This window comes from Bradyrhizobium sp. PMVTL-01 (assembly GCF_051861855.1).
Classification (GTDB): Bacteria; Pseudomonadota; Alphaproteobacteria; order Rhizobiales; family Xanthobacteraceae; genus Bradyrhizobium.
In genome coordinates this window covers 7,914,247-7,935,805 of sequence record NZ_CP193982.1, presented here as the reverse complement: position 1 = coordinate 7,935,805, position 21,559 = coordinate 7,914,247, and the positions used below count along the sequence as shown (strand labels likewise).

The 21,559-nt window shown below is 64.8% G+C and carries 20 protein-coding genes; 11 read left to right on the top strand and 9 right to left on the bottom strand.

Features of this window, described 5'->3' with window-relative positions; genetic code table 11:
- Positions 1-242 precede the first annotated feature (242 nt).
- The gene (locus ACRQ5Q_RS38250; protein ID WP_439371451.1) at positions 243-1,046 is read left to right on the top strand and encodes a substrate-binding domain-containing protein; all 804 of its coding nucleotides are present in this window, start codon (positions 243-245) and stop codon (positions 1,044-1,046) included.
- Between the two features lie 47 nt (positions 1,047-1,093).
- Here the strand turns inward: ACRQ5Q_RS38250 and ACRQ5Q_RS38245 are convergent, their stop codons facing one another.
- Positions 1,094-2,104, bottom strand: a complete 1,011-nt coding sequence (locus tag ACRQ5Q_RS38245) for a 2Fe-2S iron-sulfur cluster-binding protein (protein ID WP_439394953.1) — start codon at positions 2,102-2,104, stop codon at positions 1,094-1,096.
- Positions 2,105-2,152: 48 nt separating this feature from the next.
- A complete protein-coding gene (locus ACRQ5Q_RS38240) occupies positions 2,153-3,895 on the bottom strand; it encodes an ethylbenzene dehydrogenase-related protein (protein ID WP_439394951.1) in 1,743 nt (580 codons plus the stop codon).
- A 585-nt stretch (positions 3,896-4,480) separates the two neighbouring features.
- Between ACRQ5Q_RS38240 and ACRQ5Q_RS38235 the strand changes: the two genes are divergently transcribed.
- Positions 4,481-4,726: a hypothetical protein gene (locus tag ACRQ5Q_RS38235; RefSeq protein ID WP_439371448.1), complete on the top strand. Its 246-nt coding sequence runs from the start codon at positions 4,481-4,483 to the stop codon at positions 4,724-4,726.
- A gap of 317 nt (positions 4,727-5,043) precedes the next feature.
- Here ACRQ5Q_RS38235 and ACRQ5Q_RS38230 read toward each other — a convergent pair whose 3' ends face one another.
- The gene (locus tag ACRQ5Q_RS38230) at positions 5,044-7,164 is read right to left on the bottom strand and encodes an ATP-binding protein (RefSeq protein WP_439394950.1); all 2,121 of its coding nucleotides are present in this window, start codon (positions 7,162-7,164) and stop codon (positions 5,044-5,046) included.
- Between the two features lie 136 nt (positions 7,165-7,300).
- Between ACRQ5Q_RS38230 and ACRQ5Q_RS38225 the strand changes: the two genes are divergently transcribed.
- Genes ACRQ5Q_RS38225 through ACRQ5Q_RS38215 form a run of 3 tightly spaced genes read left to right on the top strand, consistent with a single transcriptional unit; the run spans position 7,301 to position 9,983 of the window.
- Entirely contained in the window at positions 7,301-7,972 is a 672-nt protein-coding gene (locus tag ACRQ5Q_RS38225) for an FABP family protein (protein WP_439371447.1), read from the top strand.
- Positions 7,973-7,991: 19 nt separating this feature from the next.
- A complete protein-coding gene (locus tag ACRQ5Q_RS38220) occupies positions 7,992-8,702 on the top strand; it encodes a RibD family protein (protein WP_439394948.1) in 711 nt (236 codons plus the stop codon).
- Positions 8,703-8,711: 9 nt separating this feature from the next.
- Positions 8,712-9,983, top strand: coding sequence for a flavin monoamine oxidase family protein (locus ACRQ5Q_RS38215; protein ID WP_439394946.1), 1,272 nt, complete (start codon positions 8,712-8,714; stop codon positions 9,981-9,983).
- A 48-nt stretch (positions 9,984-10,031) separates the two neighbouring features.
- Here the strand turns inward: ACRQ5Q_RS38215 and ACRQ5Q_RS38210 are convergent, their stop codons facing one another.
- The 4 genes from ACRQ5Q_RS38210 to ACRQ5Q_RS38195 form a co-directional block, all read right to left on the bottom strand.
- Positions 10,032-10,334 (bottom strand): hypothetical protein, encoded by a 303-nt coding sequence (locus ACRQ5Q_RS38210; protein WP_439394944.1) that lies wholly within the window; start codon positions 10,332-10,334, stop codon positions 10,032-10,034.
- A 237-nt stretch (positions 10,335-10,571) separates the two neighbouring features.
- On the bottom strand, positions 10,572-11,885 hold the full coding sequence (locus tag ACRQ5Q_RS38205; protein ID WP_439394942.1) for a tetratricopeptide repeat protein: 1,314 nt from the start codon (positions 11,883-11,885) through the stop codon (positions 10,572-10,574).
- 15 nt (positions 11,886-11,900) lie between these two features.
- A complete protein-coding gene (locus ACRQ5Q_RS38200) occupies positions 11,901-12,911 on the bottom strand; it encodes an aldo/keto reductase (protein WP_439394941.1) in 1,011 nt (336 codons plus the stop codon).
- Positions 12,912-13,116: 205 nt separating this feature from the next.
- On the bottom strand, positions 13,117-13,557 hold the full coding sequence (locus tag ACRQ5Q_RS38195) for a PaaI family thioesterase (protein WP_439399940.1): 441 nt from the start codon (positions 13,555-13,557) through the stop codon (positions 13,117-13,119).
- Positions 13,558-13,612: 55 nt separating this feature from the next.
- On the opposite strand from ACRQ5Q_RS38195, the gene ACRQ5Q_RS38190 reads away from it, so the two are divergent.
- On the top strand, positions 13,613-14,242 hold the full coding sequence (locus ACRQ5Q_RS38190; protein WP_439371442.1) for an NUDIX hydrolase: 630 nt from the start codon (positions 13,613-13,615) through the stop codon (positions 14,240-14,242).
- Positions 14,243-14,298: 56 nt separating this feature from the next.
- Positions 14,299-15,510: a hypothetical protein gene (locus ACRQ5Q_RS38185; protein WP_439394940.1), complete on the top strand. Its 1,212-nt coding sequence runs from the start codon at positions 14,299-14,301 to the stop codon at positions 15,508-15,510.
- A gap of 6 nt (positions 15,511-15,516) precedes the next feature.
- Here ACRQ5Q_RS38185 and ACRQ5Q_RS38180 read toward each other — a convergent pair.
- Both ACRQ5Q_RS38180 and ACRQ5Q_RS38175 read right to left on the bottom strand, forming a co-directional pair.
- Positions 15,517-16,465, bottom strand: a protein-coding gene (locus ACRQ5Q_RS38180) for an IS630 family transposase (protein ID WP_439368321.1) whose coding sequence is annotated in 2 segments (ribosomal slippage) — positions 15,517-16,128 and positions 16,130-16,465 — 948 coding nt in all. Because the reading frame shifts where the segments join, the coding sequence is not laid out codon by codon here.
- 235 nt (positions 16,466-16,700) lie between these two features.
- Positions 16,701-17,003 (bottom strand): hypothetical protein, encoded by a 303-nt coding sequence (locus tag ACRQ5Q_RS38175; protein ID WP_439371440.1) that lies wholly within the window; start codon positions 17,001-17,003, stop codon positions 16,701-16,703.
- Positions 17,004-17,188: 185 nt separating this feature from the next.
- Between ACRQ5Q_RS38175 and ACRQ5Q_RS38170 the strand changes: the two genes are divergently transcribed.
- The 4 genes from ACRQ5Q_RS38170 to ACRQ5Q_RS38155 all read left to right on the top strand — a co-directional run bounded on the left by ACRQ5Q_RS38170 (position 17,189) and on the right by ACRQ5Q_RS38155 (position 21,543).
- Positions 17,189-17,668 carry a hypothetical protein gene (locus ACRQ5Q_RS38170; RefSeq protein ID WP_439371439.1) on the top strand — a complete coding sequence of 160 codons (480 nt, stop codon included), beginning with the start codon at positions 17,189-17,191 and terminating at the stop codon, positions 17,666-17,668.
- Positions 17,669-18,001: 333 nt separating this feature from the next.
- Positions 18,002-18,952: a TAXI family TRAP transporter solute-binding subunit gene (locus ACRQ5Q_RS38165; RefSeq protein ID WP_439371438.1), complete on the top strand. Its 951-nt coding sequence runs from the start codon at positions 18,002-18,004 to the stop codon at positions 18,950-18,952.
- 108 nt (positions 18,953-19,060) lie between these two features.
- Complete coding sequence (locus ACRQ5Q_RS38160) at positions 19,061-21,169, top strand: TRAP transporter permease (RefSeq protein ID WP_439371437.1); 2,109 nt, start codon at positions 19,061-19,063, stop codon at positions 21,167-21,169.
- A complete protein-coding gene (locus tag ACRQ5Q_RS38155) occupies positions 21,130-21,543 on the top strand; it encodes a DUF1850 domain-containing protein (RefSeq protein WP_439371436.1) in 414 nt (137 codons plus the stop codon). Before ACRQ5Q_RS38160 ends, ACRQ5Q_RS38155 begins: the two co-directional genes overlap by 40 nt.
- The last annotated feature ends 16 nt before the right edge of the window (positions 21,544-21,559 follow it).

Here is a 21,559-nt window from a genome sequence, read left to right as displayed (position 1 = left end):
ACTGAGGCCCCCACTGAGCTGTCTTCAAGGCGCCGAACTTAGGCGAGTGACACCCTCTAAATCGTCTATTTGTCGTCTATTTGTGGCTAGTTAATTACCAATTGGTTTTTCGAAACCATCAGATTGTGTGCTTTCACTTTCTGTTCGCCACACTGATGATTCCAAAAGGCACGGCGTTGCGACAACAGAAGGTTTAGGTTTCTTTGCCAGATTGTGCACCTCTTGGTTCGAAGGGGTCTGCAATGGCATTTTCGAGGATAATGGCAGCCCTATTGGGCCTTTGCCTTGCGGTGGTGAATGCCGCTGCCGCCGAAACACGCAAGCTCGACATCGTCGGGACCGGAGACGGCATCGATGTCCTGCGCGCCATCGCCGCGAGCTTCATGCAGCAGGAGGGATCGGCACAGATCGAGGTCCCGCCGAGCATCGGTTCTGGCGGAGGCATCGCGGCCGTGGGGTCCGGCAAGGCGATCTTGGGGCGCGTCGCACGCCGCCTGACCGACGCCGAGGTGGCTTCCGGCATCGTCTACAAGGCGATCGCCCGCCTGCCCTCGGCTTTCATCGTCCATCCCGGCTGCGGAGTGAGTGCCGTCACAAGCGCTCAGCTCGTTGCGATCTATTCGGGCCGCCTTGCCAATTGGAAGGAGCTGGGCGGCGCCGATATGCGCATCCGCGTCGTGCGGCGCGAGGACCAGGACAGCACTCTCACCGTGCTACGGGCCAGCATGCCCGGCTGGCATGATCTCGAGATCACCGAGAAATCGAAGATAGCGACGACCACGCAGGAAGCGATCGAGACGGTTCGCGAAGTTCAAGGCGCGATCGGCTTCGGTCCTTTCTCGCGGCCGTTGGAACAGGGGCTCACGGTGCTTCGCGTGGACGGCCACTACCCGACGGACGCGGATTATCCCTCGAGCGTGGTGCTGGCGCTGATCTATCTAAATACGTTGCAGGATCCGGACGCCCTGGCCTTTCTGCGCTTTGCCGATGCGCAGAAAGCAGCCGACGTCATCACCAGCCTCGGCAGTCTGCCCGTCAAGCCGTGAGGCGCCGAGACTCGGCGGCCGCCCACGCTGCCGAACTCGGCATCGGCTCACAGACCGGGGCGATGAGGCTGCTCCCGGCTTCGCCATAGACGGGTGACTTTGTCCATCAGCGACGGGGTTTGAGAGCTCGGCAGGAAAGGATCGGCGTAGCATTGCGCATTGGCCGAGCGCGCCTTGTTCTTCACGATCTCGACGAGACCGACCGGGCCGGCGACATAGACCGTATCCTCCAGCCCAAGCAGGGGCAGGTAGTGCGATGGGCGCCCGGGCCTGATCGGCAGGGTAGACCCGACCTCCGTCGTCGCAATGACGTCGCGGACTCCGTCGTCGATCAGCCACTGCAACGAGGGAAGCATATAGAGATTGTCGGCATCCCGGCTGCCGGCGACGACCGCCATCTCGCGGTTGCGCTGGGTCGAGCGCGCCGAGCGGGCGAGCGCCCAGATCGGGGCCCAGCCAGCTCCGCCGGCGACCAGCACCAGCGGCCCCTGCCCCTGTCGTAGGTAGGCTTGTCCGAAGGGGCCTTGCACATGCGCTTTATGGCCGGGCCTGATGGCTTTGCCGAGCTGCCCCGACACGGTGCCGTCAGGCAGGCACCGGATGTGGAAGACAAGCTCGACTTGCTTGAAGGAACCATCGAGCCTGAAGGTCGGACTGAACTCGCGCGCAGGATAGCCGGAAAACTTGACGCGCACATATTGGCCCGGCCGAAACTCGAGCGGCGCCGAAGTCGTCAGCACGACTTCGGCGATCTCCGACGAGAGCTGGTTGATCTCGGTGACGGCGGCCGCCCGCTTCTCAGGTAGCGGCAATTCTTCGAATTCGATCTCGGCGTCGCCTGCGACCGCTGCCTGGCAGGCGAGCACAGTGCGGCCATGGCCCGAGCCGCCGTCATCGACCGAGCCCGAAACGACCGTCACCCGGCAGCTCTGACATTGTCCAGATCTGCAGTCGTGTGGAACGAGAATCGAGCCGCCGAGCGCCGCGTCGATCAGGCTTTCGCCGGCGCGGGCTTCCACGAGCTTGCCGTTGATGACGAGCCGACAGTGCCTGTTCATCGCGAGGCCTTTGGGAGTGGCCTCCGGTCGCGCACGTCGCCGAGAGCCCTAATTTTCCGACACGACACGCACCGGGCGGTTATGGCTCGCATGCCGCGTCTGCGTATGGTCGAAGACAGCGACCCACATGTAAAGATCTTTGCCTGGCACGAAGGCTTTGTCATATCTGCCATCGCTTTTCATGTTGCGCGTCAGCTCGAGCGTCCAATGTCCGTTGCTCCATTTTGAAACCCCGGAGACATTGGCTCGCTCTCCTTCGTTGTCGCCGGCAATGATCACGCCAGGCAGGATCGTGCCGAGGGGAATCCTCGCGTCGGCCTCTGGCGTGTAGGGTTCGCTCTCCCAGTCGAACATGTACCAGCGGCCGTTCTCGTCGTCGCTGCTGTCGGGATTGAGATCGAACTTGCCGAGGGCTGCGACTTGCGCCTTCAAGTCCTTGGGCAGCCGCAGAACCGTGACGGGCCCTTTGTCGTCCCGGTGGATGAACTTGAAGTTATACGAATAAAGGGTGCGGCCAGGCTTATTCCAATAGCCGCCCTGATAGCGGGCATTGTAATTCTGCTCGTCCAGGGTCGGGGCGTAGGGCGGGCCGATATATTGGCTGTCGACGCGTCCGAGCATGCCCCCGCGCGACGCCTTCCACTGCCACATGTCTATGTAGCTGCCATCCGTCGTGAAGTGGAAGCCCCGGCCGTTGATCGGCATCGGTTTGCCGGGCAGCGGGTTGGCGCCGAGATCCGTCGCGCCTGCGCCGCCGAGCGATGGATTATCCGAGAAAATGACCGCCAGTTTATCTTCGTAGAAGTCGGAGGCGTCTTGCAGACCCGCACGTTCGTCGAGGGCGTGCCAGCCATCCTCTTGCTTGATGATCGGAATGCGGCGGAGGGAGCGCGTGGGGTCCTCCCAGCGGAAGGCAAAATAGAGCTTCTGCCCGTCGTGCAGGGCGCGCACCTCCACGAGCGATTCGCCCGATCCGCCGAGATTGGCACCTTGCTGCGTGCGAATGAAGACGGGGAGCGCGCGCGACCAGGCGGGATCTCCCATGGCACCGTCGAGCTTGGGCGCGGCGCTTACCCGCGCGATGACGAGCGTATCGCGCGTCGCCCAGTCGAGCCCGGCGACGCCGCACGCGACGGCTACCCCGATTGCAGCGGCGACGAGAAGAGGCCTCGGCCGCACGGCCTTCGTGATCGCGAGCGGCGTCGGCCGAAACACGCGGAAAATCTGCTGCCAGCCGCCATGGAGATAATGCGCGGCGACATGCGCGAAGATGTAGACGAGCGCGACGAAGGCGGCCGTCGAGTGGAGATAAGCCCACCAGCCGCCATAGCCGAGATACATCATGACGCCCGTCACCGTGAGGAAGATCACGAGCGCATAGACGAACCAATGCAGGATGACGTTGACGGCTCCCCACTTGAGGCGAGCCGGGGCGCGCAACGCGAGGATCCGCGTCTTCCTGGGGCTGTTACGCTCGAGGAGGCCGCTGCGCGCGAGGTAGGCGACGTAGGCCGCCCCGCAGAAAAAGAGGGCCAGCCCCGCGAGGAAATGCCAGGAAAAGATTTCGCCCTGCGGCAGGACCGGAGCGAGCCATTTCGAGAAGGGGGCGTGCAGCGCGTCCGCTGCGATGCGTATGCCGGTAACGAGGCTTACGACGAACGCGAGCGCGGTCGCCCAATGGAGGATGATCGTCCCGACATCGGTGCGTGGCGGGCTTTCTCGAGTCTTTGTGTGAGCGAGGCGTCTCTCGGTCAAGGCATCGGCGTTCGTTCGAGCGGTGACATCGTTCATTGCACAAAGCTTACCCGCGGTAAACCAGTTGCGTCAGAAAGGCTGCGAAGCATTGGGGATTTGACGAGATGGGCGTGGTCGCCGAAGAAGCCAAGACGACCGGCAACGATCATTATCCGAATCAGTGCGGTCCGCCAGCGAGCCGCCCTCGGGGCCTACGCCAGTCTCGAAGTCTGGTCTCGAATCCTGCGTGGCTTTGGCGATGGGCAGCTCGGAGCGCGCCCGTTGCGCAGCTGCCAAGCTGCGTCCATCGTAAACTCGGCGGAAACCCGTTGGGAGGACGAAGCTAGCCGATGCTCCCCGCAATTTAAATTTATGCAGCAATTTCAACAATATACGAGTTCGTAGCCTTTCTGACTGGCGCAACATCCAGCCTGCCCGCTGAATCTCCCCAATCCTCATCGCAGCCGAACGACGGCCGCGAGCTGCGCCTGGCTTGCGTTCAACGGTTCATGCGGGCAACCGGACCATCGCGCAGCTCGCTCCTGACCCGGATCTCGGCCCGCCCATTCCTGGCACTCCGCTTGCTCAGTCAGGACCAGTCCAGGCCCCAACAGAGGTGGCCGTTTCAGGTTGAGGCAAGCCATGCAGGAAGTGTCCCGTTCTGGTGCTGGTGAACTCCAGCTCGATGCATTGATCGCGGATTTGTGGTGGCGTGTTCGGCTCTTGAACACCGACATTCTCGAGGAAGAAGCGAGAGCCGGGGTGTTCGACGTGAAGCAGCCGACCTATCCGCTGCTCGCGGCCAATCTTCGCGCGCGACGCGACAATCTGGTGTCGACGATCGGCCTGCTCGAGAAGCGTGCGAAATCAATGTCGCAAGCGGCTTGAGCGCGGTCTCCGTCTGAGGGCGGCGATCAACCGCCCTCATTCCCGCGACCGCCCGCGCGACGCCATCGTGCGAAGCTCAGGGACACGCATAAGGTCCTGACGGTTCGCCGGGCGGGCGTCGCGTAGGGCCAATGCATTCGCGTGACGCCGGCGCTCTACACCGACGAGGCCGATCTCGATCGTCTCGTCCAGGCGCTTGTGGCCGTCACGGGAACGAAGGCGGGCTGAAGGCGCGCGATTGCGGCCCTTGCGTGCCTCTTTCGCTGATGCAGGCCATTGGCTCGTGATCTCCAATGGCGCTGGTCGCGCCTGGCGGCCTACTGCGCCACCTTGGTGAGGTTCGCAAGGCTCGCCGCCAGCTCGTCGCTGCGGAATGGCTTCGTCAGCCGTGACAGGTCCGGCGCGATGCCTTCGCTGTTGGCGTAGCCTGAGACGACGAGGACCTGGAGTTCGGGATATTGGTTGCGCAGGATACGGCCGAGGTCGGTTCCGCTCATGCCCGGCATGAGATGGTCGGTGATGAGCAGGTTCGGCCGAAGGCCCTCCCTCACGCGCTGAAGGGCGTCTTCCGCCGAGCTTGCCTCGACGACCGTGTAACCGAGCTCGCCCAGCATTTCGGCGGTGCTCATGCGCACCAGCGGTTCGTCGTCCACGAGAAGCGCGGTGCCGGCGGGGAGCGGCTGCAGTTTCGGCCGAGGGACGCTGTCGATCGCGCCCGCGGTTATCTGGCTCACCGGCAGCCATAACTCCACCGTCGTCCCGGCTCCCACGGCACTCCTGATCGTGAGCGCGCCGCCGAGCTGGGACGCGAGGCCGTGGACCATCGAAAGTCCGAGACCGGTGCCTTGTCCGACGCCCTTGGTCGAGAAGAACGGCTCGACGGCGTGAGCCAGTGTCTCCTCGTCCATGCCGACGCCGGTATCGGCGACCGAGATGCAGACATAGGTTCCCGGCGTCAGTCCCGATGTGTGCGCGCGCTCAACCGTGCGGGCCTTGGCCGAGATGCGCAACTTGCCGCCGTCCGGCATGGCATCCCGTGCATTCACGCTGAGGTTCAGGATCGCCATCTCGATCTGGTTGGGATCGGCCATCGCCTCGGGAAGTCCTGCGGGCGCATCCACCGTCACCTGTATTTGCGGTCCGGTCGTGCTCGAGATCAGGTCGCCCATCTCGGCAACGAGCCGGCTGATGTTGACCGGGACGGCCTGAAGGGGTTGCCGGCGCGCGAAGGCGAGAAGGCGTTGCACCAGCGTCTTGGCACGCTCGGCTGCCTGCGCTGCGCCGGCGATCAGGCGGTGCTCGCGCTCGCCGCCGATGCCCTTGCGTTGGAACAGGTCGAGCAGCCCGACGATCGGTGTGAGAAGATTGTTGAAGTCGTGCGCGACGCCGCCGGTGAGCTGGCCCATGGCCTCCATCTTCTGGGCATGACGAAGCGCCTCCTCCGCCTGTGCGAGACGCGCCTGCTCCTCCAGGCGATCGGTCACGTCCATCCCGGTCAGGAACGCTCCGATACGTGTGCCGTCCGGCGCGCGCAGCGCCTCGAACTTCATCTCGTAGACGCGGCGGTCGAAGCGGGGATCGCCGAATTCCTCGATCGTGGTGAAGGCTTCGCCGCTCAGCGCGCGGCTCCAGATCGCCGTGGCCGCAGCAAGATGCTCCGGCCGGTCGGCGAGGAATTCGTGCAGGGAATCGCCGACCTTCGGCCGCTTGCCGAAGATGCGCTGATAGGCATCGGCGCAGGACGCGTTGATGGCGAGCCAGCGGTAGTCGAGATCGAGGGCCTGAATCTGCCCGTCGGTGGTTTCCACGATCGTGGCAAGCAAATGCCGCTCGGCGGTGCGCTCGGCCACGCGCTGTTCGAGCGTGGCGTTCAGCTCCCTGTAGCGCGCTTCGCTGGCCCGCAGCTGGGTCTCGCCGAGAACACGCTCGGTCGTCTCGGAGACGATGCAGAGGACGCCGCCGACCGAGCCATCGTCATCCGGGATGGCCGAATAAGAGACGTCCCAGTAACTCGTCTCGCCGTAGCCGTGACGCTCGACGTAGAAGGGGCGGTCCTTTGCGGCGAATGTCGTCCGCGTTCGGCGGACGCCCGCCAGCAGCGGTTCGAGATCGTCCCACAGCTCTCCCCAATTCTCGATCGCCGGGCGGCCGAGGGCGCGGGGATGATTGGCGCCGATGCCCGGCGCATAGGCGTCATTGTAGAGCGCGACAAAATCGGGCCCCCAGAACAGAACGATCTGGGCTTGCGCCGCCAGCAGCATGCCGACCGTCGTCTTCAGGGCCTGGGACCAACGATGAGGGGGGCCGAGTGGCGAGTCCGACCAGTCCAGGGCGCGCATCATCGCGCCCAGCTCGCCGCCGTCGGCAAGGAAGCTCAGGTCAGTTGACTGTCGAGCGGCTTTCTCAGACAGCACCGGACTCCCCGCGACGCGTGACATGGGCATCGTTGCCCAACCGAGCCCGGGTTTCGAGGACTCGACGGCCGACAACGTCCGGCACGGCTTCCGGTTCCCTCCCGGTAGTTTTGCGCTGGCCTTGTGCTATTGCTGCCTCCCGCAACGACGCGAGGTTCCCATGCTGCCCATTCCCGCCGACATCTTCACCGAGCCGGAGGACGTCTCGCCCGACGCCCTCGCCAATCTCGGCCCGCTTCGCCGACTTGCCGGCACGTGGCAGGCGGACAAGGGCATCGACATCAATCCGAAGGCGGAGGGGCCGGAGCGGCGCACCTTCATCGAGCGCATCAGGATGGACGCGATCGATCCGCAGGCCAACGGCCCGCAGCTTTTCTATGGCTTGCGCTATCACATTCACATCAACACGCCGGAAGAAGACATCACCTTCCACGACCAGGTCGGCTACTGGCTGTGGGAGCCTGCGACCGGTCTGATCATGCAGACGCTGGCGATCCCGCGCGGGCAGGTGCTGCTGGCCTCGGGCAAGGCAGCGCCGGATGACCGCAAGATCTCCGTCACCGCCAAGCGCGGCGATACCACTTACGGGATCTGCTCGACCGATTTCCTGGAACAGGCCTTCCGCACCGATTCCTACCGCTGCGACATCATCTTCAACGACGACGGAAGCTGGACCTATCTGATCCAGACCGAGTTGTTCGTGCGCGGCGCGCCGTTCAATCATCACGACACCAACACGCTGCAGCTCGTTGCGCCGCCCAAGCTCAATCCGCTCGCGGTGATCGTCAACGATCGCGCCAAGGCCGACGGCGGGGGCGGAACGGCGGCGTGAGCCTCATCCGGAGATTTGCATGAAGCCGTATGTCATTTGCCTGATGCATTCGAGCCTCGACGGCCGCACGCATCCCAGCCGCTGGCGTCCGAAGGGCGCCGGCACGGACTGGTTCGAGAAGATCCACGAGGAACTCGGCGGCGATGCCTGGGTGATCGGCCGCGTCACGGGCTCGGAGTTCGCCAAAGGCAAGCCCTATCCCGAAATGTCGGGCGAGACGTTTCCGCGTCAGAACTGGTTCGCGCGGCGCGACGCGAAGACTTACGGCGTCGTACTCGATGCGCAGGGCAAGATCGGCTGGGGCCGTTCGGACATCGGCGGCGATCCGATCGTGGTGGTGCTGGCCGAGAGCGTGCCGGATTCGCATCTCGGAGGGTTGCGCGGCGATGGCGTGTCCTACATCTTCGCCGGCAAGTCCGAAATTGACCTGGCGCTGGCGCTCGACATCCTCAATCACGAGCTGGGGGTGAAGCGGCTGCTGGTGGAGGGCGGCGGCGTCGCCAATGGCGCCTTCCTGCGCGCCGGCCTGCTCGACGAATTCAATCTGATCCTCAGTCCCGCGATCGACGGCACCAAGGGCGCACCGTTCGTTTTCGACTCGACGGAAGCGGACAGCGACAAGCGCGCGCCGCTTGCCGCCATGACGCTTGAGAGCGTGCGGGAGCTTGGCGGTGGCGTCCTGCTGCTGCGCTATCAGATCAAGAACGATCCGCAATGCGCGGCCAGGTAAAGCGCCGTCATGCCCGATATGCCAGAGCACATTGTCATCGTCGGCGCGGGGGCGGCCGGCCTGATGGCGGCGCGTGAACTCGCGCGCGCCGGCAAGAGGGTGACCATTCTGGAGGCGCGCGAGCGCTGCGGTGGTCGCATTCATCCGCTGCCGGCAGCGGAGTTCGGCTATCCCGCCGATGGCGGCGCCGAATTCATCCATGGCGAGGCGCCGGTCACGCGCGCCCTGCTGCGCGAGGCGGGGCTGGCCCTTCGGGAGATCGCGGGCACGCAATGGAGCTTTGACGGCATCGGGCTCTCGCGCGAGGAGCGCCACGATCAGTACGAGGCGGAGCTGCAAGCCGTGCTCGGGGCGTTGAAGGATGATCTCACCGTCGCCGATTTCCTGCGGCGGTACTTTGCCGGACCAAAATACGAGCGGCTGCGCCATTCCATCGAGCGCATGGTCGAAGGTTACGATGCGGCCGATCCGGCGCGCGCCTCCATCCTGGCGCTGCGCGAGGAATGGATGGACGGCGGGCACCACACCCAGGCGCGGATCGTCGGCGGCTATGGCGCGCTGACCGAATTCCTTGCGGAAGAGTGCCGCGGGCATGGCGCCGCGATCCGCTTCGGCTGCGTGGTGACGGCCATCATCGAAGAGGGCGGCGCCCTCGTCGTCCGTTGCGCCAAGGGCGATGCGCACGGCTGCGATCGCGTGATCGTCACCGTGCCGCTGCCGTTATTGCCAGACATCGCTCTGCCCGCGGCTGCGCGGACGAAGGCCGTTGCCGCCGAAGACATCGGCTTCGGCAGCGTGATCAAAATCCTGCTGCGCTTCGCGCGGCCATGGTGGCGCGAGCTCAAGCCCGACCTCGCCGACATGACCTTCCTGCTGTCGGACCAGGTCATTCCGGTGTGGTGGACGCGCTATCCGGACGCGCATCCCGTGCTCACCGGCTGGTTCGGCGGCCCGCGGACGGCGGAGCTGTCGCATCTCGATTCGCAAGGACTGGTCGACGCTGGACTGGACTCACTCGCCACGATCTTCGGCCAGCCCCGCGAGGAGGTCGCGCGCGAGCTCGTTGCGGCGGCGGCGACCAACTGGACGCATGATCCCTTCGCCCGCGGCGCCTATTCCTGGGCGACGCCGCGCACGCGCGAGGCGCAGGCGATTCTCGCGCGCGCCGATGGTGCCGTGCTGTTCTCGGGCGAAGCGCTCTATCGCGGCCGGGACATGGGTACGGTCGAGGCCGCGCTGGCGAGCGGGCTGGCGACGGCGGAGATCATGTTGCGCGGATGAAAAAGGCCCGCGGACTCGCGGGCCTTTCGTTGGTCCGTGCCGGCCAATTTACCAGCGGCTGCCGCCAAAGCCGAACGTGACGCTTGGGCCGCCGCCGTAATAGCCGTACGGTCCGCCGCCATAATAGCCGTGGTGGCGTGGGTAATAGCCATAGCTCCGATAGTGCGGGCGATAATAACCGTTGTGGTGATGGCGCCAGTGATGATGGCGGTAGCCGTGATGGTGCCGGTGCTGCGCGCTGATGTCGGTCGGCGCGTTCGGCCTCGCGCTCGTGGTGTTGCCCGCCTTCGCCGCCGATCCGCCGGCCAGCGCCGCAGCACCGACGGCGATCACGGCAATGAGATACTTCATGTCGTCACTCCAGTTGAATGTCGTGTGACAACACGTAGGTGCCGGCTGCGTTCCGGCCAGTGCGGGCGTCGAAACGACGCAGCGTGCGATGTCTGGCGCGTCATGATGATCGCGCGTCGTGAGATTTATTGTCGCATCATCCGCCTTGATGGCATTGTTGCCATCACTTCGGCGCGAAAGATGCGATCACCTCGTCTGCCGTGACGATGGTCAGGCCGGTGTTTTTTCGTGGCGGAGCTAAGCCATCGCGGCCTGCCAGCGCATGTCGCGCAGGGAGGGGCGGCGGTGCAGGCGGGCGTCGAGCAGGGTGCGCGCGCGAGAGAGGTCGCCGCTGCGCATCAACGCGACGATGAAAGTATCCTCGATCAGCTCGCGCTGGGCGTGGCTGCCGCCGATGCGCACGACCTCGCCGAGGACGGGCGCGAGCATTTGCACGCAGACCGCATAGTCCTCGTCGGCAAAGGCGGCCAGTGCGCGGCAGATCGTGGGGACCACGGGACCGGCGGGCAGCTTGCCGTCGGCGAGCCGCTGCTCGATCACGGCAAGCCGCGCCGCCAGCGCCTCATTGTTTTGCGTTGCCGCAGCGAACAGCGCCATGTGGACGTCGGCGAACGGCAGGCTCGATTTCGGAAACAGTTTTTGCGCGGCGGTGTCGGCCTCGAGCCACAGCGCCTTGGGCACGGCGTGGCCGTAGGCGGACAGGCGCCAGAGCAGCGAGGCGCCGTCGGTGACGACGTTGAGCGGGGGCGCCTGCGTGGCCGAAGGCTGGAGCACGTCGGCATAGATCCTGAGCGCGCGTGCCGCATCGCCATGCTCAAGTGCGCCAAGCGCCTGGTGCCACAGGATATGGCCGTGCAGGATGCCGGCGCGGTCGTAAGAGGAGATCCAGTCGTCGACGAGACGATCGGCCTCCTCGATCGAACCGTCCTCGAACATCGCATGGAGCACCGCATGCGCGGCGTGGGCGTTGGCGCGGCGGAGGTTGAAGCCGCGCTCGGTGACGGCGCGCCCGCGCGCGACGTCGCCGTTCTCCGTCATCGCCCAGCCGGACATGGTGAGGAACCACCAGTCCTCGCCATAGTGCCGTGCGACCCGCTCGCACAGCTCATGCCGCGCGCGGTCATGATCGGCCATGCCGGAGAAGGCGAACAGGCCGAAGGCACCGAGCGGCAGCGACAGCACCACGGCATCGCGCGGCCAGCTCTCGACATGCTTCAACATCGTCGCGATCGCCTCGGGCAGTCGGCCTTCGATCGCGAGCGCCAACGTCTCCACATGCGAGCGCTCACGCTCGGTGCCGCGCCCGCCAACGAGCTCGCGCGCCGTCGCCGCCTTCTGCCGCGCCAGATCGCCCTGCTGGTAGAAAGCGTGCACACGGCCACGGGCAATGTGAGCCAGCGCGAAGCCCGGATCAGCCGCAATCGCGCGCTCCAGCGTCTCTGCCGTACCGGTCCAGCCCGAGAGCATGAGGTCGATGCCCTCGCGATAAGCGGATGCCGCATCGTGGGATGCGGTTGAGAGCGGAAGACCGTAGCGATCTTCATGCGGCATCGTCGTCTCCTGCTGTTAGCTCGTTCGCGCGCGGCGGCCCTCGATCGGATAGGCCGGGTCGTTGTAGCCCGGCGTCGAGGGATGGCCCGGCACGACCAGTCGGTCGATCAGCGCCTCGTCCTCCGCGGTGAAGCGATAGTCGAGTGCGCGGACATAGTCGTCCCACTGCTGCTCGGTGCGGGGGCCGGCGATGATGGAGGTCACGAACGCCGAGTTCAGCACCCAGGCGACAGCGAACTCGCCGGCGGTGATGCCTTTTGTCTCGGCGTGGGCCTTGATCTCCTGCGCGAGCTGCAGCGATTCCGGCCGCCACTCCGTCTGCATCATGCGGGTGTCGTTGCGGCCGGCGCGCGTATCCTTGTCCGGGGCCGCATCCGGCTTGTACTTGCCGGTGAGCACGCCGCGCGCCAGCGGGCTGTAGGGCACGATGCCGAGGCCGTAATAGGCGCAGGCCGGGAAGTGCTCGACCTCGGGCATGCGGTTCATGGCGTTGTAATAGGGCTGGCTCACCGCGGGCTGGTCGATGCCGAGCCGGTCGCAGATGTTGCAGATCTCGGCGACGCGCCAGGCGCGATAGTTCGAGACGCCGAAATAACGCACCTTGCCTGATCGGATCAAATCGCCCATCGCGCGCACCGTCTCCTCCAGCGGCGTCGCATGGTCTTCCTTGTGCAGATAATAGATGTCGATGTGGTCGGTGCCGAGCCGCTTGAGACTTTCATCAGCGGCCTGCAACACCCAGCGCCGCGACAGGCCGCCGCGGTTGGGATCGTCACCCATAAGGTTGGCAAGTTTCGTCGCGAGCACCCAGGCGTGACGGTTGCCGGCGATCGCGCGTCCCACGACCTCTTCGGATGCGCCCTTCGAATAGGCGTCCGCGGTGTCGATGAAGTTGATGCCCGCGCCGCGCGCCTTGTCGATGATCCGCTTCGATGCGGCTTCATCGGTCGGCCCGCCGAACATCATGGTGCCGAGACAAATCGGCGAGACTTTCAGGCCGGTGCGGCCGAGCTGGCGGTATTGCATGGGCGAGTCCTTGATATTTTGATGGAGGGCAGCATAGCCAGCCACCGCCGTCATTGCGAGCGCAGCGAAGCAATCCAGAGATGCATCCGCGGAGAGATTTCTGGCGCTCGCAATGACGAGGTTGGAGGCGGCGCGGTATCTCCTCGACGTCGTCCCGGCCTTCACCGGATGACGCGAGTATGTGGCTGCGATAGTGGCAACCTCTCTACCTCGGCCCCTTAAGAATCTTGAACACCCCATTCGCCATCACGATGCAGCGGTCGTCCACCGTCACCTCGGTGCTCATGAAGATCAGGCTGCGGGTCGAGCGCACCACGCGCGGGCGGGAGATCAGGATGTCGCCGATCTGGCCGGCTTCGACGAAATGGGTGTCGAGCTGCACCGTCGCCATGAATTCCTTGCCGGACGTGTAGCGGGCGGTCATGCCGCAGGTGCGGTCGGCGAAGGTCATCATGACGCCGCCCTGGACCATGCCGCGGCGGTTGTGGTGCTTGTCTTCGGTGGCGAGTGCGAATTCGTATTGGCCGTCGACCTTGCGCTCCCACAACGGGCCGATCAGGTGCATGAAGCCCGTGGTCTCCAGGATGCTCCAGCCCTCTGATTTGAGCCTTGCGGCGGCGGCCTTGTTGGTCATCTCGTCGTCCATTCCCGTGCGAGCTTTCGTTCTCATTTCATCGGGGCCGGACGTGGTGTAGTCAAGCATGATGAGACCGTTCGACGATGCCACACGGCGGAATATCGCGGCTGCCTGCGCGGCCTTCACGCGGTTGCCGGAAGACGATGCGGCGCCGGCGCTGAAGCGCGCCGCGGTGGCGGTCGCACTGACCGCGGCGGGCGAGGGCGACGACACCGCGTTCCTGCTCACGCTGCGCACGTCGCGCTTGCGCGCCCATCGCGGCCAATGGGCGCTGCCCGGCGGGCGCTGCGATGCCGGCGAGACGCCGGTCGAGGCGGCGCTGCGCGAGCTCGACGAGGAGCTCGGCCTTCGCCTCACCGGCACTGACGTGCTCGGCACGCTCGATGACTATCCGACCCGCTCCGGCTATTTGATCACCCCGGTCGTGGTCTGGGCCGCAGGCAGCGCTGCGATCCAACCGAACCCCGATGAGGTCGCCTCGGTACACCGCATCGCGCTCGCGACGATCGAGCGCGATGACGCCTTCGACTTCGTCGCGATCCCCGAAAGCAGCCGCCGGGTGATCCGCTTCCATCACCAGGCGAGCCTGATCCACGCGCCGACGGCGGCGCTGATCTACCAGTTCCGCGAGGTGCTGGCGGGGCGGCAGACCCGCGTGGCCGAGCTGGAACAGCCGGTGTTCGCCTGGAAGTGACGATGGTAAACGGCACGTTAACGTGACGGTTACCGGATGCCTGCTAAGAGGGCAGCATGCATCAATCGATTCGAAAAAGCCTGATTGCGGTTCCATTCGCGCTCGTTCTGCTCGTGCCCGCCGCGCGTGGCGAGGCCGACGCGCTGCCGCCTTCCATCAGCAACGCCAGGGCCCAGCTGCTGTCGCAGTTCTTTGCGCAAGGTGGCGCCTCGCCCGCCGTGCTCGAATATCGCCGCAAGCTGCAGGAATATCAGGCCGCGCGCGCGGCCTTCGACGAGGAGGCCGGGGCCTATTGGAGCCAGATCTCCGAGAAGCGGAAAGGCCGCAACGCCAAGCGGCGCAGCGGGCAGCAGATCACGCTCGACGATTACGTGCTGGAGCATCCGCCTGTTTATACCGGGCCGAAGCGTCCGGTGGACCCGGAGCCGGAGGAAACGCCGGATCGACCGACCAAGAAGCCGATTCCCGTCGTTGCGGACTTGCTGCGCGCGGCGCAGGATCTCTACCAGTTCACGCCGCAGCGGCCATCCAGCGAGGTCGAGTTCAAGCGCGCCTATGCGCGCTATGCGCTGGCCTCCGGGTTGACGCGCGAGCAGGCGGTGCGGGTCTATTCATTCGAGACCGGCGGCACCGGCAGCTACGACGTGCAGGCCGGCATCGAGCATGGCGGCAAGCGCGCGATCTCGACGGCTATCGGCTACAACCAGCTGCTCACCACCAACAGTGTCGAGCTGCTCGCCGAGCAGGGTCACGAATTCATCCGTGCGCTCTCCGACAAGGTGGCGCGGACGTCGGGGCCTGCGCGCCAGGCGCTCGAGTACAAGCTCGCGGTGCTCAAGAAGATGGTGGCTCATGCCAAGTCGGTGCCCGACACCTGGTCGGAGCACGAGAAGATCGGCAACACCGCGCAGGGCTGGGCCATGCACGCCATGGTGCTGGACGTCGACGTCGGGCCGATGCTGCAGACCCACAAGCTGCTCACCTCGGTGCTGTTCGCACGCGCCAAGGGCTACACGCGCCCGCTCACCGCGGCCGAGCTCGAGATGATGAACCTCACCGGCGACGGCACCGGTCTCGACATGGTGACCATGCCGCAGGCCATGCGCGAGCAGGTGCCGACCTCGAACTTCTTCCAGCGCGGCGGCTACGAGCGCAACCCGGTCGCAATCCGCCACAACACGGTGGCGAAGCTGCTTGCGGTGACCGATGATCGGATGGACTCGAACAGCAGCAAACCCGGCGCCAGGGAATTGGCGGCGGCGTTTTAGAGCGTTTCACATTTTGATTGAAGCATAACCGGCGCTGGCGAAGTAGTTGGCGCATTCGCGAGGCTGGATGTCTTGGACGAGGTGACCGATATGGCGCCAAGTCTCCTCGATTGAGCGCTTCTGAGCTTGCCGCATCCAGTGTTTGATCTTGGAGAAGGCCTGTTCGATTGGGTTGAGGTCGGGCGAGTATGGCGGCAGGTACCAGAGTCTGGCGCCAGCAGCCTTGATCATTTGCCTGACGGCTTTCGACTTATGGCTTCCGAGATTGTCGAGAATGACGATGTCGCCTTCACGCAGGGTTGGCAGGAGAATGTGCTTTACGTAACCACGGAAGCATTCACCGTTGATCGGGCCATCGAAGACGCAGGGTGCCGTGAGTTGGTCATGGCGGAGCGCGCCGAGGAATGTGAGGGTACGCCAGTGACCGTGCGGAGCGAAGCCGCGCAGGCGCGCCCCTTTGGGTCCCCAGCCTCGCAAAGGGGCCATGTTGGTCTTGATCCAGGTCTCATCGATGAAGACGAGCCGGCCCGGATCGAGCCCGGCCTGCCAGGCTCGCCAACGCAAGCGCCTACGAGAGACGTCGGCGCGAGCCTGTTCGAGGGCGAACAGTGTTTTTTTTGAACCGCAGCCCTTCCCGGCGCAGGAACAGCCAGACCGCATTGTGTGAGACCTTGACCCCACGGGCTGCCAGTTCCGCCTTCAGACCATGCAGCGTCAGGTGCGGCGTCTGAGTGATCCGCTCGACGATGAAGGCGCGGTGCGGATCAAGCACAGGCTTGCGGTGACCACCCATCTTGCCAGGCGCTACCGAGCCGGTCGTTCGATAACGCTGTGACCACTTCACAACTGACGAGACAGCAACGCCAAACCGTTCCGCCACAGATCGGCAGCTCTCACCTTTGGCAACAGCGGATACCGCACGCTTACGCAAATCGTTGGAAATTGGTCGGACCATCGGATGCTGGCCTCCAGCCCAGCCAGCATCTTGAATCATATTCGTCCCAGACCCGGAATCCCTTCCGATTCAATAAATCCGTGAACCGCTCTAGGCGCTGCCGCTTTCTTCACCTCTCCCCACTTGCGGGGAGAGTCCGGATTGCATCGTCAGATGCAGTCCGGGTGAGGGTTACAGGTGCCTCGACAATCTCATGCGTGGAGAGAGAACGGGGAGCGCACCGTGACGGCGGCTCCTACTGATCCGGGCCGAACTTGAACTTGCCGTCGCCTTCCAGATACGGGCCGCTGCGCATGTAGAGCTGGCCGTTGTGGCCGATGAAGAACAGCGTGCCCCTGGGCACCTTCTTGGCGCCCTTCAAGAGCTCGCCGGCATTGCTGGTGCCCATCTTGTAGGAATAGGTCTTGCCGTCCTTGTCATAGGCGTAGCCCGTGTCGGGCTTGAGCTCCCAGGGCGTCGGCTGAGATTGCGCCCATGCGGGAGCTGCGAGTGCCGCGAGCGCGGCTGCGATTGCAAATGTCTTCAGTGAAAATGCCATGCTTCCATCCTCGGGATGTCCTTTTGAACAAATCACGAACGGTATTTCCGGGTCAATTCGCGAAAGCGCCGCGGCGCATCACGTCTCGCCCAGCGGTTTGTGATTTTCCCTTCGTCCCCTCGCGACTATGTTCCGCTTTCCGTCTAGAACGCAATTCGACAAAAATATTGGTGGGGATGATTCGGATGCGCCATGTGATCAAACTTTGCTGGGCTGCTGCATTGTCGCTGACGGCGCTGGCGCCGCCTGCCCAGGCCGACGACTACCAGCTCAGCCACAACCAGCGGATTTCCTGCAGCCGCGGCCTTGCTCCGGGCAAGCTCAACACGGCGACCTGCAAGTCCTACACCTATCTCTTCAACACCAGGACCTCGGAATATTTCCGCTGCCAGGTTTCGCTGGCGCTGACCCGGGACAACAAGGAGGTCATCAACGTCCAGACCGACGGCGGCTGCACCAAGAAGCCGCGCATCTTCGAGACCGACGGCAAGTACGATTTCGACGCCACCGAGACCGAGCCGCCGAACACCAACTCCTTTTTCGGTCCCGGCGGCTACTCGGTTTGGGCCGCCGACGTCACCGCGCAGAAAGTGCGCGGCTGCATCATCATCTCCTCCGGGCTCGGCTCCGACATCTCCAAGTGCCTGGACATGACGTTCCAGTAACCGTTTGACGGTGCACTCCCTCTCCGCTTGCGGGGGCCTGCGCGTGCGCCTCGAGACGACCGCACCGCGGTCTCCTCGGGAGGAGGCTGGGCGGCAACTTTGCTTGTGGAAATTGTTGCCACGCACTCCGTCCTCATCCTGAGGGCGGCCCGCCGTTAAGCGGGCGTCTCGAGGATGTGCTGCGGGCGGCTGCGCCACCTCGCCGCACCCGCCCGGTTCCCCAAAGTCCAGCCGGAACGACTGTTTACCGCAGTCCTGTTTTGCCTTTCGGATGGGTTGACCCGCATCCCACGTCCGGCCAATTTCGCCGCCGGTTTGGGGAGTACGGAAATCATGAAACGGACGTTCTTCGGCGTGGCCGCGGCTCTTGCTCTGGCGGCGTCGGCACCTTGCGCGCAGGCGCAATCCTTCATCAATGTGCTGACCGGCGGCACCTCCGGGGTCTACTATCCGCTCGGGGTCGCGATCGGGAAGATCTACGGCGACAAGATTCCGAACGTGAAGACCCAGGTGCAGGCCACCAAGGCGTCGGTCGAGAATTTGATCCTGCTGCAGCAGGGCCGCGGCGAGCTGGCGTTCACGCTCGGTGACTCGCTGAAAGCGGCCTGGGACGGCGAGGAGGAGGCGGGCTTCAAGACCAAGCTCGACAAGCTCCGGACCATCGGCGCGATCTATCCGAACTACATCCAGATCGTCGCCACGGCAGAGAGCGGCATCAAGACGCTCGCGGACCTCAAGGGCAAGAGCCTGTCGGTCGGCGCGCCGAAGTCCGGCACCGAGCTGAACTCCCGCGCCATCCTGGCCGCCGCCGGCATGAGCTACAAGGATCTCGGCAAGGTCGAATACCTTCCGTTCGCCGAATCGGTCGATCTCATGAAGAACCGCCAGCTGGGTGCGACGCTGCAATCGGCCGGCCTCGGCGTCGCCTCGCTGAAGGATCTCTCGACCTCGAGCCCGATCACGGTAGTGTCGGTGCCGAAGGAGACCGTCGACAAGATCGGCCCGCCCTTCATCTCGGCGACCATTCCCGCCAACACCTATACCGGGCAGGACAAGGACGTGCCCACCGCGGCCGTGGTCAATTATCTCGTGACCAGCTCCGCCGTCTCCGACGACCTCGCCTATCAGATGACCAAACTGGTCTACGAGTCGCTGCCGGAACTGCAGAATGCGCACGCGGCCGGCAAGGAGATCAAGCTCGAGACGGCCGCCATCGGCAGTCCGGTTCCGCTGCATCCTGGCGCGATCCGCTATTACAAGGAAAAAGGGCTGATCAAGCAATAAAGGTGTCATGGCCAGGCTTGACCGGCCATCCATCCTCAAAGAGTCGTCTGTCGATGGATGCCCGGGTAAAGCCCGGGCATGACGTATTCAGGGCGCGGGGACATATCGATGTTGCAGGCTGAGGGCACTCAAGAGCCCATCAAGGTCGAGTTCGACAATTTCGAGCACGGATTTCCGGAAGGTTTTGGCCCGGGCTGGTGGGGCACGCTCGCCTACTGGATCGGCATCGCCTTTGCGACCTTCCAGCTCTATGTCGCGGCCTTCAACTATCTGCCGAGCCAAGTGGTGCGCGGCGTCCATGTCGGCTTCCTCGTTCTGCTCACCTTCGGCCTGATCGCCAATTTCACGGCGAAGAGCAATTTCGGCCGCGCGCTGGGATGGGTGATCGGCGCCGCCGGCTTCTTCTGCGGTCTCTACCAATGGATCTTCTACGCCGATCTGATCGCGCGTGACGGCGATCCGACGAAGCTCGACCTTGCGGTGGGCACGCTGCTCGCCGTGCTGATCTTCGAGGGGACGCGGCGCCTGATGGGCGCGGCGCTGCCGCTGATGTGCGGCGCCTGCCTGCTCTACTGGTTCTTCGGGCAATACCTTCCGTCGCCGCTGAACCATCGCGGCTATGATTTCGATCAAATCGTCACGCATCTGTCGTTCGGCACCGAAGGCTTCTACGGCGTGCCGATCTACGTCTCGGCGACCTACATCTTCCTGTTCATCCTGTTCGGCTCGTTCCTGGAGCGCGCCGGCATGATCCAGCTCTTCACCGACGTCTCGCTCGGCCTGTTCGGCCGCACCCGCGGCGGACCGGCCAAGGTCGCGGTGTTCGCTTCGGGCATGATGGGCACGATCTCCGGCTCGGGTGTCGCCAACGTCGTCACCGTCGGCCAGTTCACCATTCCCCTGATGATCAAGTTCGGCTATCGCCGCGCCTTCGCCGCCGGCGTCGAAGCCACCGCCTCGATGGGCGGCCAGATCATGCCGCCGGTGATGGGCGCGGTCGCCTTCATCATGGCGGAGACGCTCGGCGTCCAATATTCGGAGATCGTCAAGGCCGCCGCGATTCCCGCGATCCTCTATTTCGCCTCCGCGTTCTGGATGGTGCATCTGGAAGCCGGCAAGCATGGTCTCGTCGGCATGAAGCGCTCGGAGATCCCGAGCGCCTGGAAAGCGCTGGTGACGCGCTGGTATCTCGTGCTGCCGCTCGCAGCGCTCGTCTACATGCTGTTCGAAGGCTTCACGCCGCTCTATGCGGGCAGCATGGGCCTCGCGCTCACGGTGACGCTGATCCTGGGCACCGCCATCACGACGGGCGCCTCCTCGATGGTGGTACGATATGTCTTCTGGATCGGCCTCGCGCTGGTCGTTGCCGCGCTGTCGCGTGACGGCCTCCAGATCGTGCCGGTGGCGAGCGTCGTCGTTGGCCTGATCGTGATCACCGCCTTCATCCGCGGCGGCTTCAAGGCCTTGCGTGAGTGCCGCGATGCGCTGGCCGAGAGCGCAAAATCCGCCATCACCGTCGGCATGGCCTGCGCCATCGTCGGCGTCATCATCGGCATGATGTCGCAGACCGGCGTCGGCACCATCTTCGGCAGCTGGGTGATCGGGCTTGGCGAGAAGAGCCTGTTCCTGGCGCTGGTCATGACCATGTTGCTGTCGATCCTGCTCGGCACCGGCATCCCGACCATCCCGACTTACATCATCACCGCCGCGCTTGCCGCGCCGGCCCTCGCCAAGCTCGGCGTGCCCTTGATCGCGAGCCACATGTTCGCGTTCTACTACGGCATCATGGCCGACCTCTCGCCGCCGGTGGCGCTCGCCGCCCTCGCGGCGGCGCCGATCGCAAAGGAGAATCCGGACAAGATCGGCTGGGAGGCGATGCGCATCGCGCTCGCCGGCTACGTCATACCCTTCATCTTCGTCTATTCGCCGGCGTTGATGCTGCAAGCCGGCGATCCCATGGCGGCAAAGCTCGGCTTCTACGGCGCGGTGGCGCTCGCGACCGTCAAGGCGCTGGTGGCGATCGGCCTGTTCGGCATGGTCGCGATCGGTTTCCTGTTCACGCGGCTGACGCTGCTCGAACGCCTCGTCGCGCTCGGCGCCGCGTTCTGCCTGCTCGGCGACTTCGCCGTCAGCGACACCGTGGGCTTCGTGCTGTCCGCCGCGCTCGCGCTGTGGCAATGGCGGCAGCGGCCGCCGGCGCCGGTCGAGGCGGTGTGAACCTCTGCCTGGCAACAGCCGGCGGTGTAAAGGCGCTGGCGCTGTCCGCGTTCACGCTCGCATGGACGCATTCGATCGCGAAGGTCGAGTGGCAGGAGGACTGGTGCCTGACGCCCGCCGGCCTCGAACTGGTGCAGGCCCGGGTCAAGGGCACCGGCCCCGGCATGGAGCCGCCGGCCGAGGCGCGGCTGGTCGATGGCTGGTTTCAATGGCAACCGAACCGCGCGCCGATGCCGGAAGTGGTGCTCGGCAATTCCGGCGCGGCCGGGGAATGGCGGCTTTGTCATGAGGGGGCGTGCCGGACGTTGTCGGAGATTGTCGGGCATCCGATCGGTGCTAACGTCACCAGAATGAGCATCTGCGAACAACGATAGAAATAAGGGAGACACG